This window comes from Streptomyces sp. SAS_272 (genome assembly GCF_052543235.1).
The window spans coordinates 107,219-119,516 of record NZ_JBMNDR010000009.1; the positions used below are offsets into that span (position 1 = coordinate 107,219).

The 12,298-nt window shown below is 67.7% G+C and carries 12 protein-coding genes and 1 pseudogene; 6 read left to right on the forward strand and 7 right to left on the reverse strand.

Features of this window, described 5'->3' with window-relative positions:
• Window positions 1-577 precede the first annotated feature (577 nt).
• Window positions 578-1,480, reverse strand: coding sequence for a carbon-nitrogen hydrolase family protein (locus ACN6LD_RS09010; RefSeq protein WP_445034642.1), 903 nt, complete (start codon window positions 1,478-1,480; stop codon window positions 578-580).
• A gap of 1,068 nt (window positions 1,481-2,548) precedes the next feature.
• Between ACN6LD_RS09010 and ACN6LD_RS09015 the strand changes: the two genes are divergently transcribed.
• From ACN6LD_RS09015 to ACN6LD_RS09025, 3 genes are read left to right on the forward strand one after another with little or no spacing between them, the layout of a single operon-like run.
• A complete protein-coding gene (locus tag ACN6LD_RS09015) occupies window positions 2,549-2,761 on the forward strand; it encodes a hypothetical protein (protein ID WP_107446603.1) in 213 nt (70 codons plus the stop codon).
• A complete protein-coding gene (locus tag ACN6LD_RS09020) occupies window positions 2,761-3,441 on the forward strand; it encodes a restriction endonuclease (RefSeq protein WP_445034643.1) in 681 nt (226 codons plus the stop codon). Before ACN6LD_RS09015 ends, ACN6LD_RS09020 begins: the two co-directional genes overlap by 1 nt.
• Before the next feature lie 33 nt (window positions 3,442-3,474).
• Window positions 3,475-4,200 carry a restriction endonuclease gene (locus tag ACN6LD_RS09025; RefSeq protein ID WP_445034644.1) on the forward strand — a complete coding sequence of 242 codons (726 nt, stop codon included), beginning with the start codon at window positions 3,475-3,477 and terminating at the stop codon, window positions 4,198-4,200.
• A 646-nt stretch (window positions 4,201-4,846) separates the two neighbouring features.
• Here the strand turns inward: ACN6LD_RS09025 and ACN6LD_RS09030 are convergent.
• Entirely contained in the window at window positions 4,847-5,341 is a 495-nt protein-coding gene (locus ACN6LD_RS09030) for a DUF6624 domain-containing protein (protein ID WP_107446599.1), read from the reverse strand.
• Between the two features lie 617 nt (window positions 5,342-5,958).
• Window positions 5,959-6,429 carry a hypothetical protein gene (locus ACN6LD_RS09035; protein ID WP_445034645.1) on the reverse strand — a complete coding sequence of 157 codons (471 nt, stop codon included), beginning with the start codon at window positions 6,427-6,429 and terminating at the stop codon, window positions 5,959-5,961.
• Between the two features lie 210 nt (window positions 6,430-6,639).
• Between ACN6LD_RS09035 and ACN6LD_RS09040 the strand changes: the two are divergent.
• Window positions 6,640-6,866, forward strand: a pseudogene (locus ACN6LD_RS09040) (transposase); the annotation flags it as partial.
• Window positions 6,867-6,965: 99 nt separating this feature from the next.
• Here the strand turns inward: ACN6LD_RS09040 and ACN6LD_RS09045 are convergent.
• The 4 genes from ACN6LD_RS09045 to ACN6LD_RS09060 all read right to left on the reverse strand — a co-directional run bounded on the left by ACN6LD_RS09045 (window position 6,966) and on the right by ACN6LD_RS09060 (window position 9,966).
• A complete protein-coding gene (locus ACN6LD_RS09045) occupies window positions 6,966-7,559 on the reverse strand; it encodes a phosphatase PAP2 family protein (RefSeq protein WP_254076161.1) in 594 nt (197 codons plus the stop codon).
• Entirely contained in the window at window positions 7,549-8,745 is a 1,197-nt protein-coding gene (locus ACN6LD_RS09050; protein ID WP_445034646.1) for an MAB_1171c family putative transporter, read from the reverse strand. The genes ACN6LD_RS09045 and ACN6LD_RS09050 overlap by 11 nt, the downstream gene beginning before the upstream one ends.
• Window positions 8,742-9,296: a secondary metabolite protein gene (locus ACN6LD_RS09055; RefSeq protein WP_445034647.1), complete on the reverse strand. Its 555-nt coding sequence runs from the start codon at window positions 9,294-9,296 to the stop codon at window positions 8,742-8,744. The genes ACN6LD_RS09050 and ACN6LD_RS09055 overlap by 4 nt, the downstream gene beginning before the upstream one ends.
• Window positions 9,297-9,471: 175 nt before the next feature.
• Entirely contained in the window at window positions 9,472-9,966 is a 495-nt protein-coding gene (locus ACN6LD_RS09060; protein WP_445034648.1) for a helix-turn-helix domain-containing protein, read from the reverse strand.
• Window positions 9,967-10,649: 683 nt separating this feature from the next.
• Between ACN6LD_RS09060 and ACN6LD_RS09065 the strand changes: the two genes are divergently transcribed.
• Both ACN6LD_RS09065 and ACN6LD_RS09070 read left to right on the forward strand, forming a co-directional pair.
• Window positions 10,650-11,525 (forward strand): helix-turn-helix domain-containing protein, encoded by an 876-nt coding sequence (locus ACN6LD_RS09065; RefSeq protein ID WP_445034649.1) that lies wholly within the window; start codon window positions 10,650-10,652, stop codon window positions 11,523-11,525.
• A 2-nt stretch (window positions 11,526-11,527) separates the two neighbouring features.
• On the forward strand, window positions 11,528-12,244 hold the full coding sequence (locus ACN6LD_RS09070) for a zinc finger domain-containing protein (RefSeq protein ID WP_445042841.1): 717 nt from the start codon (window positions 11,528-11,530) through the stop codon (window positions 12,242-12,244).
• The last annotated feature ends 54 nt before the right edge of the window (window positions 12,245-12,298 follow it).

Consider the following 12,298-nt stretch of genomic DNA (forward strand, 5'->3'; position numbering starts at 1 on the left):
CGACCGGCCCAGCCGGATCTGACGTGAGGCGGCCCGCACCCGTTCTGGCTGCCGGGCTGGGAGAAGTACCCCATCTTCCCTGTTGGATCGACGTGTTGAAGCGGATCGAGCAAGAGCGGATGCGTGCCAGGTCGGCGTACGTACTGAGCGCCGAAGGATCGCCGGGTGGCAAGGGATCGAGTGCCTGTTCTTCGACTTCCTGTGGCGGGAAGGCGCGGAGCTAAGCCACGGCCGACGATCTGTGGGACTTCGAGAACTGGCGGCCCCAATCCCTGCGGAATCCACGTCGGGTTGGTGGGGCGCGGCGGAACCGTGAGCCGGCCGCGCTGATCCGTGAGCACGAGGGCGGCCCTCGGTAGGAACGGCGAGCGGGTCCTGATCCCGGCTGCTCGGACGAGGAACGCCCGGAGCAGCGAGGTCCGTTGAGCGAGGTCCGTTGCCTGACACCGCGGGCCTTTCGCCGTTGGGCGCAGGTCGGGTTACTCGGGTACGGCGCAGACGGTGTGCTCTCACCGAGGTGTTCGCGGCACCGGGAGCCATCTCGTGCGCCGCGAACACCTCGGATTCTGCTTCTGGGCTAGAAGGCTGCTGTCCGGTCTTCGCTGCGCGGGTCGATCACTTGGTGGCCGGTGTAGACGCCCGCGCGCGCCTCACGACGCCAGGGACGCGCGTAGGTCAGTGCCCATGTGGCGGCCTCGGCACTGTCGTCGAGGTTCACGACGGCTACCGATGGCGAGTCGTCCGCGGGGCACCGCGCAAGCCAGTCGCCGTTGGGAGCGACGATTCCGGACGGTGCGGTGGCGCTCTGCTGTGTCGGCCCTGACAGGCTGACCCAGTAGCTGTTCACCGCGGCGTGGCCTTGGGCTTGAGCGGCGGTGTTACCCGGGGTGCCGCTGGTGGAGAACAGGACGCAGTCGACATCCAGCTTCTCGTACTCTGCGAACAACTCCGGGTAATGGATCTCCATGCCGAGCAGGCAGCCGAAGCGCACACCGTCGACCTCGAAGGTCACCGGTGAGACGCCCGGCGAGTACATGTACGAGACCTTCGTCTTCGACATCAGGCGCTCGTCATAACGCGTGACGACCTCCCCGCGATCGGAGATGACATAGAGGCTGTTGTGCGGACGGTTCGGGCCGGTCAAGCGGTGCACCGACGGGATCACCGTCCACAACCGCAACTCGCGGGCCAGCTCGGCGATCGCAGCCAACTCCGATCGGAGCACGGGCCACTGGCACCGATCCCAGTCCGCCGGGCCGACCGCGTCCGGGCCATCGACGGACATGACAAGCTTGCTGGGAAAGCAGATCGCGCCTTCCGGAAAGTGCACGATCCTCGCCCCCTGAGCACTGGCCTCGCGCATCAGAGCACGGACCTCACGCCCACTTTCGCGCAGCGCTTCCACGTCTCGGGGGTCTTCGCGTACGGGGGTCTGCGCTACGGCGAGCCGCACGCTCTTGGGATTCCTTGCTTCCGACATGACGTCTCCTGATGGAGTCGGACGGAAGTGCCGCAGGGCGGACGTGTAGGACTCGCCGGTCTTGGCGGCGCGGGCACGCACCTGGTGCTTGAAGTTCCTACGGGCTGTCATCGCGGCCTTCCACGCCCTGAGCGAAGGCTCCCCAGCAACCTCGCCCGAGGCGATCGGGCTGCAACAACGACCTGAGACGCTGGTCCCTTTGCCTCCGATGGGAGACCGCGCTGGGGACGGTCGCGGGAGGTTCGGCGTAGGCCACGCAGTCGGTCATCATGCCGTCGCTCGCGGGCTCCGTCAACATCCTTCAACACGTCCAGCGCGCCGTCGCACGGCCGGCCGCTGGAGAGGAACACCTCAGCTCAACACACTGAACTTGACAGAGAAAGCAACGTGGGGCAAAGGGCAGGGCCCCGGCGGACACAGCACCTGTACGCGCAACTGATCCCCAACCAGGGCGGCCGGACGCCGAGCCGCGGATCTGGATCACCCCGCCCCGGCACACTGTGCAGACCGTCGATGAGCTCGCTGACGTGATCAGTGCGGCCATCGCGCCCTATGAGCCGGTCAGATGCCCGGCGTGCTGATCAAGATGTGGCTGACCCGTCCGCCCCTGTCATCCCAGTAGACCGAGTCCAGCAAGCCCCGCTCCGTTGGGTGCCGTTGAGAGGACGGCGCGATAAAGAAGGCCGCGAAGAACCCAGGCCGGGGGCGACCCCGGCGCAGAACAACAACGAGTGCGCTCCTGCTGCATTTCGCCATTCACCATCGCGGGACCGCCGGTGGTGACCGCGGCGGTTCTTCGCAGGTGAGAGACACCCTGTCGTGAACCTCGAAGCGCTTCGGCGGGGCGGGACATTCCTGACCGCTCAGGAGTCGGCAGGTTCATCCGCCGAGGTCAGCAGCCCAGGCTTCCATCCTGGTGGGCTGACAGCTCGGAGTGGCGCGCCTGGCTTGATGACGGCCTGCCCCGGCTCGCTCTCGTCATGATCCATCAGTTTCTGTCAGTGCCCGCTGCTACACCATTTTCGAGGGACAGGCCGCGACCGCGGCTCGCATACGGGAGGGGACACCATGTCGAAGGCGCCGAACGGCTTCCACTACGTACGCGGCCACATTCGCCGCAATCCGAAGCCGGGCAGCGGGAAGCGGATGAGCGGCTGGATGATCGCCGGCCTTGCGGCCGGCATCTGGTTATGGGGGCAGGTGTTCGGGTTCGGCGAGGCTAGTTCCACGACGCCGCCCGCTCAACCGCAGCCGGCCGTCTCCACTCCGGCCGCCCGCTGATGGGGCGAAAGCAGTTACGCATTCGCCGCCCGCGCGGCGCGCCCGAGGTCCTCTCGGCCACTGTCGTGGCGCTGGCCGCCCTGGTCCTGACGTTCCAAATGGCCGCCGCGGCGGTCGGAGCGCTCAAGGACGCCTGGCCGTTCCTCTTGGCCCTGGTCCTGCTGGCGGGGGCCGTCGGGGCCTGGCGGATCGCGCGCACGGTGCACGGTAGACGGCGTGCCGCCGAGCGGCTGGCCACGCTGCGGATCACCCTGGCCGAGTTCGACGCCATGGACGACCGGCAGTTCGAGCACGCTTTGCGGGACCTGTTGGTCCGCGACGGCTGGTCGGCACGCCGCGTAGGCGGCAGCGGCGATCAGGCCGCTGACGTCATCAGTGACCACACGCACCTTGGCCGGATCGTCGTCCAGGCCAAGCACACCCGCGTCGGCGGGAAAGTGGGGTCCTCAGTCATGTACGCGGTGAAAGGGACGGCCGGCCCGGCCCACCGCGCCGACCACGCCGTCGTCGTCACCAACAGCACCTTCACCCGAGACGCCATGGCCTGGGGCGACCGGCACAGCGTCCACTGGGTCGACCGGAACAGACTCCGGCGCTGGGCGGAGACCGGCACCGCGCTGCACGAGCTCCTCGGGCTGCCCGCACGCTCCCGCCGTGCCCGGTTCAGGCGCGCCGCCTGACACGCCCCTCATCGTCAACGTCTTGGAGGTGTTGTGTTCGATGAAGACGGGTCACTCGACCCGCTGCTGAAGTTTCTGTTGTACGCCGTCCTTGCGCTGGCCATCGGCAAGATGGTGTGGGAGTGGCTCACGGACGACGTCAGCCGGTGGATCACCGTGGACCTGTGGGGACTGATAGCTGATCACCCCTGGTGGACCGGCTTCATCGCCGTCGGCACACTGGCCACACTCACCCTCGTTACGAGGCTGCTGTCGTTCCGGTTCGGCGCCGGCACGTACACCTACGTTGGTGACGGCGAGGACTACGCGTCCACCGCCGCACCGGGCGAAGCCGTGGATCCGGATGTGTTGACCTTCAAGATGAAGCAACTCGCCGCGATGACCGCGACGGGCTTCGAGCAGGCGTGCGCCGATCTCCTAGCCCGTGACGGCTTCCGCAGGACACGGCGGGTGGGAGGTGCCGGAGACCTCGGCGTGGACGTCACCGCCCGCGACTACGACGATCGGCTCCTGATCTTGCAATGCAAGCAGTACCAGAACCCCGTCGGCTCGGGGCACGTGCAGAAGTTCAACGGCACGGCACGCCTCCACCACGGAGCCGATGTACCGATCATGATCGGCCTCAACGGCTTCACTCAGCCTGCGATCGACTTCGCCGCGCACCACGACCTCATCCTCATGGGCCGTCCCGAACTGAAGAAATGGGCCCACGGCCAGCACCTGTACGACGTCCTCGGTATCCCGAGCACGACGCAGTGACCCCAGCCGGGACACCTGATGCGGACATCGACTACCTCGACACCCTGAGCGCTGGCCGCGTGTGGTCCTACCGGGACGACCATCTCATCGAATGACCGTGCACGGGAGCCGGCCACGGGAGCAGGGAGAGGACCTATGACGCTCACCCGCGACCTTGACTCGACCACGGCCGCGCTCGACCCGTTTGGTGCCGACGCGGTAATGAGGGCCCTGCCCGAGGCCCAACGTCGCAGCCGACACCACCTGGCTGCGTACCCGAGCCGAGCGCCTCTCCCGGCACGCCGCCCCCGCCCGGGTGGCGCTACGGAACCTGGGCATGATCACCGCTTCCCTCGCCCGCCACACCGGCAACGCGGTCCCGCCGGCCGCTGTCGAAGCGGCCATGCTGCGTCTCAGCGCTACGGCCAACGAGGTGCCCCGGGGGACGGTGTACTCCTACGCCACCCGCAACCCCCGGGTCCCCGGAGGCGTTCCTTCACCGACACCACAGGCGAGCACGTATTCATCGGCGAGAACACAGCTGACGCCCTCGCCGCCGCGTCCACGAGCGGCTGCGAGACTTCGCCGCTCGCTTGCTGACGGTCAAACGCACGCTGACACCGCACTACTTCACCATGGTCTCCTGCGCCCAACTTCCCGGGGGCGGTCAGTGACCGCGCATGCGTTGGTCATAGTCCGCCGCTGGTTCCAGGCCCATCGCGGCACGGCGTTCATCGAGCCGGTCAGGGTCGGCAACGGGCTGCAAGCGCAGGTTCGAGCCGTCTGGGTCGTCGGTGTATTGCGTTCCGTACACCTGGGGTTCGCCAGCTGCGACCAAGACCCGGTCGGTGAGGTAGGCGAGCTGGCGTGGAGAGGCGTCTCCGGCCGCGACCGCAGCCTTCAGGAGTTCGAGCGCCTGGCGCTGGAAGGTGGGAGCGAGGTCGGCGTGTTGGGCAAGAAGCCACGCCTCCTCGGCTCCCTGCGCGCCCACTAACGCGACACCTGGCCAGCCGTGTTCGGCGATTACCTGCTTGAGCCAGGCGGTGTTTTCGGCGTCGATCCGGCACATCTCGCGTCCGTCACGAGTATTGGCCGCGACGCACCGTGCAGCTTGGTCTTGTTCGGCGCGGCGGTGGATCTCAGCGGCGAGGTCGTGGTTCATCGTGTACAGATTGACCTCGTTCGGGACTTTGGACAAGGCAAGGGACCCAGGCACCCTCCGCCACTGGTCGCGAGGGGCGCGCGGGCATGGTGGAAGGCGCAGGTCATGCCGGGTGTGTGGCGTCGCCGAAGACGCGCACCGCGGTGGGAGGGACCTGGGCGGCGAGGGGCTGGGCTTCCTCAGGCCGGCCGGCGGCGGTGAGGACACGGGCGAGGTCATCGGACCCGATGGCCGGACCAACAGCGAGCCAGGCCACCGTTCCTCTCAGCCCAAGAGATCGTCTTCCCCTGACTACGGTCACGGTGCTGTCCGACCGGTCCTGGGCTCGGCAGCACGCGGTGATCGCCAAGGACGCCGTCGCGGCGGCCCACGCAGTCCAGCTTCACCCACGGCGGGGAGAGCGTCCTGATGGGCAGCGGAACAAGGCGACGCTGTTGCCGCTGAGTCGAGCACTCGCCGGGCCCGTCGCCCTCTGGGGTGTCGCCTCCCCAGGCGAGAAGATTCGCCGTACCAGATCACGGAGTCGCGACCAATACTCCAGTGGTAGATCGTGATCTTGGTGTCTGACTGCCGTCGGCATAGGGCGACTCGCCTCAGGCCATGGGGCATCGGCCCTGTCAGATGATGGCGCTGAAGTACGCAGCTGCAGCGTCGATGAAGCGGTCGTGTGCCGCCCGTGCAGCGTCCTGCGCTGCGGTGAGTTCCTCGATGCTCGTGGCGGCATCGACCATGTTGTAGGTGGCGACAACCATCGCCTGTGCGGTGGCGTGGACAGCCGGGTCGGGCACGAGGAGCCGCAGCGCAACCAGGGGGCAGGTGATGGCGGAGCGGGTGATGTGAGACCTGGCTCGTAGTTCTTCCAGCTCAACGTCACTGACGCCGCGCAGCCGAGCCTCCCCACGCATCCACAAGGCCCGTCGGTGGTCGGAGTCGGCGGAGGCGAGTGTGGTCACCGCGTCGAGCCGGTCGCGGCGCAACTGCTCAGCGGCGGCCGCGCGCTCGGCGCGGCCAGCCGCCAGGTGTTGGAACGTGCCGGTGACAATCGATCCCAGGAGCGTCCCGATGACGGCAAGGACAGTGGCGATCATGAGCTGCTTTCTTAGCCGGGCACTTGGTCCGGGACCGGTGCAGAGACGGGTGCGGCCACCGTGATCATCGTGAGTTGTGTGGACTGACGATGAGACGGTGGCCGCAGGCCACAGCATAGATCCCGCCCGATGGCGGGAGGTGTTCGAGTGGCCATGGGACGGATTGCGGGCCTGTTCCCCCGGGCCGAACCCCGCCTCCGGGCCGGGCAGATGGTGCTGGGCCTGGACCAGCGTGGAGTGGGCCGGGGAGGCCGGCCCGCATGGCATGCAGCTATCTGCTGTGCCGGGCCGTCTGGGACGCCGAACGCCGTCCGCGATGACGTGCGTGAATACGTCTCGAGCATCTCCACGACGATGCCGCGGTGCTGGTCGTGGACGAGACCGGCGACCTGAAGAAGGGCAGCCATACCGTCGCCGTCCAGCGCCAGTACACCGGCAGGCCACAGTGCGGCAGCGTCTCCGGGAAGCGGTTGCTGGGTCACGGCGCCGAGAGTAGCGGGCGCCGATCGCCCACCGTCAGGCCGACGGCGGGCTGATCAGCGTGCCAGCTGGAACACAGCCGCGGCCACGATGGTGCCGAGAATTGTGCCCGCGATGACCTGGTTGCGTGTGTGGTCCCGCAGCTCGACCCGGGACCATCCAACAATGACGACCAGGAGGAACCCGAGGGCCATCCACGCACCGTAGGTCTGTACGAGCATCGCGCAGGCACCTGCCGAGACGGCCTGGTGCACGGAGATCTTCCAGACGAACGTGATCACGGCGAGGATCGCCAGGGTGACCAGCATCGACACGATGAGGGCGGTCATCGTCCGCGGGGCGCCTGCGGCGGCCATGAGAAGGATTCCGGTGGCCACGGAGAGCAGGATGACGGCCATGACGACCAGCCGTGCAGGCTTGGCCCCGACGTGTCGATCGCCCCAGTGGCCCTTCCGAATGCCGTACTTGATGAAGGTGATGGGAATGATGGCGGCGAAGAGTGCGCCGACCGCTCCCCAGGCGACGCCAATCCATTGCGCCGTGTGCCAGCCGATCAGGAGAGTGACGGCGATAATCCAGTTCTTCGGCTCAAGCCAGTCGGTGATGCGGCGCGCCAGTTTGGACTCCGCGGGGTGCACGTCAGTTGTCATGGGAGGAGTCCTTTTCCGGCCCGCCTGTCGGCAAAGGCGCAAGCGCGACTTCCTGGCGGGTGAATTCTGTTACGACGGGTGAAGAAACGTAGGCGCGGGATACCGCGTGGAGCCACGCGAGTTCACTCGGCCGGTCCCTTCCAGTGACACCGAGGGGCGGGTACTCAACATCTTCAAGTTGGTTTCCTGTTCGAGCGGCGCTAGCGGCCACGCGCAGCCAGGCGGCTTCTGTCACAGCATCAACTTCCTGCTCGCTTACGCCTTTTTGGAAGGCGATGGCGCGAGCCCGCTCGCGGACATCTACGGACACGTATTCACGTAGCGCCAGGCACGCGTCCTCAATTTCGATGACGCATCGTTCAAGTCGGAAGCCGACACGCTGCTTTGGAACCGATGCGGAGAGCACCACGTGGGGAGCGGCGTCTGTCAGGCGCTTCCACAAAGGGTGGAGCCGCCTGAGCATGATCCAGGATCTGACGTACTCCACGGCCACGGAGAGCGGTGGCAGACAGCTGCCGAGCGCGATCGACAGAATCGCCAACTGCTTGAGTGCAGTGGAGATCTGGTACTCCAGCGTCGGATACCGGACTCCAGTGGCGAGGTCCAGCGTGACGAAGCCGACGCGCTGCAGGGCATAGAGGCTGCCGAGCAGCGTGCCGAGCCCCATGAGGCCGAGGCCGGCCCTGCCCAGGAGGGTGCGGCTGTGCCGGACCCCGCTGAGGAAAAGCCAGGTGGCGACGAACATGGCAATGCCGATGTACAGCGTGAAGACCGCCGTGTAGAGAACCGGGTAGATGGCGCGCTCGCCGTCGCCGACCCGTACTGGCCCACCTGGCATCCAGTTGGCCAGCGCATAGAAGAGGACCATGAGGGGGAGCGTGGCTGCGATCGCTGCCAGCCTGGTGCGGCGGGCCAGGCCCTGCGGGCGAACGACGGCGACGATGAAGTCCAGGAGGAAGGCCGCGGAGGTAACGCCGAGCAGGTGCTTCAGCAGCGGAGTAAGGCTGGTGACGCCGGCGTTGTCGCTGATGGCGGCTTTGACGGCGGGCACCTCGAAGGTCATGGCTGCGGCCAGGGCCGCGAACGTGAGCGCAAGGCTCCGCTGCTTGTGGGAGTGACGGATGGCCGGCAGACGCCACAGAGTCACGAGCCACAGGGAGCCGGCGACGAGGGTCGGGGTGTTCATGAGCGGCGGTTCCTCCGGGGATGGACGAGGGCGTCGTCAAGACGCGTCATGGCGCCTGGCCGCCCTGGTTCTCGACCGGAGTGGGCCAGTTCCTCGAACAGCTCGCCGAGGGACGAGGCAGCCATCTCAGCGTCGTACTCGGTCTCACTGTCGTAGCTGGTCCGGCCGAGCGCTGTGAGCACGGCCGAGGGGTCGACGCCCGGCGGCATGATCGACAGGAGCGACTCCACGACGCTCGCGTTCTCGCTGGCGTGCCCGAGGAGTAGGTGCGCCAATTCATGGCGGACTATTTGCGCGCGGTGCCGCTCACTTGTCGCCGTCACATGAAATATGTGATCTCCGCTGTCGAAGGAGATCATGAGACCGCACGGGGCGTTGACGCCCCCCAGGTCGGGCAGTTCGTGGAGGTGCAGCGGGCGCCCACGCTTGTCCGCCAACTGGCGGCATACTTCATCCACCGCGTAGGGGTCGGATATTTCGATTCCCCGCAGTTGCTCCTCGCACTGTCGCCTCAGCTGCGCTTCTTTTCGCGCATAGCGCCGATTGAACATGAACGAGATCCTTGCTGTGATCCCCGAGCAAGCGCAGTACGCAGTCCTTACTCGACTCTTACTCACCAGCACGCGAGAATTCCCCGCGGCCCAGCGGAGCTTTACACAGCCTCGCCGGACGACCAAGAGGATCTTGAAGGCATATCCGTCAAAACGGGATAGCGGGTGAGGGGGGTCACGTTACTGAGGGATTGTCAGGCTTATCAAGGCCCTCTAGGCGACGCGCCTGTTCAATTACCGTCGTGATCATTTTAAGGCTGTCGGCCGAGAGTCCATTGGCTCGCAGGGCGAGCCCCCGCACCTTGCTGTCCCCCACGGCCGCGATCAGCTCCATAGAGGCCCGGATCCTCTCGGACTCCTCGGCGTCGAAGTCAGGGAAGAAGTATTGGGGCGTGACATTGAAGTGGCGCGCCAGCGCTTCGACGGTATTCACGGTCGGGTTCGGCTTGGCTCCGGAGCGTAGCTGCGAAATGGCACTCTCCGAGACAGTGAGGCCGTCCGCCTCGCCGGCCTCACGGATCGCGCGAGACACCTCCGCATTGGTGTACCTCTTGCCCGTCGCCGGGTTCTTCACTGTTTCGAAGAGGTGGTTCAGCTTGTCGGCGAGGCTCAGCTGCCGACCGCCGGACGGCCCCGAGGGCACCTCCGCCGATCCGCTGGACTCCACCATCACCCGGCTCCTCCCATCTACGCCCTGAAGACCTGACGATACTCCAGTGTTGATGTGAGACCAACCTGCGAGACGGAACACTACGGTGTTGACAGGCGGGGATCACTTTGGCGTATGTTCCAGCCACGGCAACACCAAAGTGTTGCAACGTCGGGGGAGGCGGCAGAGCGCATCGCTCCCTGCGGCTCGCCATACCCCTAGGCCCGAGGACCGCTCATGAGGACCCGCCCCGCGTCGCGCTCGGCCGCGCGACTTCTACAGAGTTTAAGAACCAAGTCTGGATCTTGACGCAGGGTCGTGCGTATGTTCGTCGTCCGCCGGGCAGCCGGCCCGCACGACGAACGAGGAGAAGCGCATGCGCTCACTCCGGGCCTCGTAGGCCCGCATGACAGCGACGGCGTCCGAGAGGTGCGAACTCCCGGACGCCGAACGCTCAACGGCACAAACCGCCCCGGCAAGGGCGGAGATTGCCCACCATCACCACGCTGATCCCTTCCACGGGGCGCTTCAGCGTGGCAACACTGCAAAGGGGATTCTTGCATGCCTCCTGCCCTGCGCAAAAGGCCGAACTGCCTGGCCTGCGCGGCAGCCACCTTCGTCTCGGCGCCTTACCGCCCCGGCCCGGAGCACGCCATCACGGCATCGGAAAGCCGCCGGTCCTGCCTCGTGAGCGGGAGCGGCCGATGAGCAGTGAAGCCCGCGAGTGGGTGTGGGAGCACAGCTCCAGCCGGGGGACCGCGCGTCTGGTCCTGCTGTCGATCGCCGACCGGGTGGCCGACGAGCAGTGCGTCTCCTGGGCCTCGCTGTCCAGCCTGGCCAAGCGCACGCGCGCTTCCGTCTCCACAGTGCGCGAGGCCATCGACCGCCTGGTCCACGCCGGTGAGCTGGAGCAGCTCGACGACCTCACCGGCCCGCAGCGCAGCACCGTCTATCGCCTCCCCCTCGCCGCCAAGGCCGTGGCAGAGACCGCGGAGGACGAGGACGCCGACCATGCGCCCGAGGCCACCCTGACGCTCCGGATCTCGGCCCTGCGACGGTGCGGAATCCGCCCCCGTGAGGTGCCGGAATCCCCCGCGAGGGTCCGGAAACCGGCAGTACCGGAATCCGGCAGGTCCCGACGTAAATCGGCACCTCGACGTACCGGAATCCGGCACAGCGATGTACCGGAAACCGGCACACAGAACCGTAGTGAACCGGATTTGAACCGTAGGTACAGCAGTGGTGGTGCTGGCGTCATCTCGGCTGCCGAGTGGCAGGTCGACCCAGCCACCCACACCTGGACCCGCCAGCAGGGACACCTCGACCGCCTCGGCGAGCAAGGTCTGCAAGCTGCCGACGCGAAGTGGCGTGCCCACCGGGCCGACTTCAAGCCGAGACCGGCGGATGCCTGGGCTGCCGACTGGCGCTCCTGGGTTGCCCGAGAGCACGCCCCGGGTCGCCCGAACCTCTACGCCGTCGCTGGCAAGGGCCCCGCCGTGCCGGGCGGCATGACGCGGGCCGAGGCCCACACCGCCGCCCTACTCGCCGCCCTCGACGAGCCGACCGGAACGGAGGGCTGACCGTGGACCGCCGCGAAACCGCCGCCCTGCTGGCCTACATCGGCCGACTCGACCCCCGCACCATCCGCACCGACCAGGGCGAGGCCCGCGACCAGCTCGCCCAGTGGCATGAGCTGCTCGGCGACGTGCCGATGGCCACCCCGCACGGCTGGGACGCCCGCGTCGCCGCCCGCCAGCACATCCGCACCTCGCCATACCAGATCCTGCCCGCGGACATCGCCCGTCCCTGGGAGAGCTACCGGCGCGACCGCCTGGCCCGGCACACCGATCCCACGCCGTCCGTCGACCCGGACGACCAGGCCGCCTGGACCGCCGAGCTGGTCGGCACCCGCCGCGCCGTCGCCGCCGGCACCGCGCAGCCCGCGCAGGCCCGGGCGATCACCAGCGGTCGCGACGGAATCGACCCGAGGCTGGAGGCGCGGCTGCGGGAGATCGGCTCCTGCATACCGCCCGCCGCCCGAGCCGCCCTCGCGCCCTACCGGCCCGCCCGAGCAGCACGCGAAATGGCCGTCGCCCTGGGGCAGCCCGACGCCCTGAGCGTTCGCTGCGAGTGGTGCCTGGCCCAGCCCGGCGAGCCGTGTCGCCGCCGCCGGATCGGCCCCGACGACGGGGTACGTACCACTGCCCCGCGCGCCACCCCACATCCCGGCCGCCTCGACCTCGCCGCCGCCCAGCAGGCCCAGCAGACGGAGCGGGCTCAGCGGCCCGCGATGGCCTGACCGGCGCATCCGGGGCGTGCATCCCGTCCGATGCACCGCCTCCCAACTTCACCG

Excerpts from the sequence above, each read along its gene's own strand:
- ACN6LD_RS09010 (WP_445034642.1), bottom strand. The coding sequence starts at position 1,480 with ATGTCGGAAGCAAGGAATCCCAAGAGCGTGCGGCTCGCCGTAGCGCAG.
- ACN6LD_RS09015 (WP_107446603.1), top strand. The coding sequence starts at position 2,549 with ATGTCGAAGGCGCCGAACGGCTTCCACTACGTACGCGGCCACATTCGC.
- ACN6LD_RS09020 (WP_445034643.1), top strand. The coding sequence starts at position 2,761 with ATGGGGCGAAAGCAGTTACGCATTCGCCGCCCGCGCGGCGCGCCCGAG.
- ACN6LD_RS09030 (WP_107446599.1), bottom strand. The coding sequence starts at position 5,341 with ATGAACCACGACCTCGCCGCTGAGATCCACCGCCGCGCCGAACAAGAC.
- ACN6LD_RS09035 (WP_445034645.1), bottom strand. The coding sequence starts at position 6,429 with ATGATCGCCACTGTCCTTGCCGTCATCGGGACGCTCCTGGGATCGATT.
- ACN6LD_RS09045 (WP_254076161.1), bottom strand. The coding sequence starts at position 7,559 with ATGACAACTGACGTGCACCCCGCGGAGTCCAAACTGGCGCGCCGCATC.
- ACN6LD_RS09050 (WP_445034646.1), bottom strand. The coding sequence starts at position 8,745 with ATGAACACCCCGACCCTCGTCGCCGGCTCCCTGTGGCTCGTGACTCTG.
- ACN6LD_RS09055 (WP_445034647.1), bottom strand. The coding sequence starts at position 9,296 with ATGTTCAATCGGCGCTATGCGCGAAAAGAAGCGCAGCTGAGGCGACAG.
- ACN6LD_RS09060 (WP_445034648.1), bottom strand. The coding sequence starts at position 9,966 with ATGGTGGAGTCCAGCGGATCGGCGGAGGTGCCCTCGGGGCCGTCCGGC.
- ACN6LD_RS09065 (WP_445034649.1), top strand. The coding sequence starts at position 10,650 with ATGAGCAGTGAAGCCCGCGAGTGGGTGTGGGAGCACAGCTCCAGCCGG.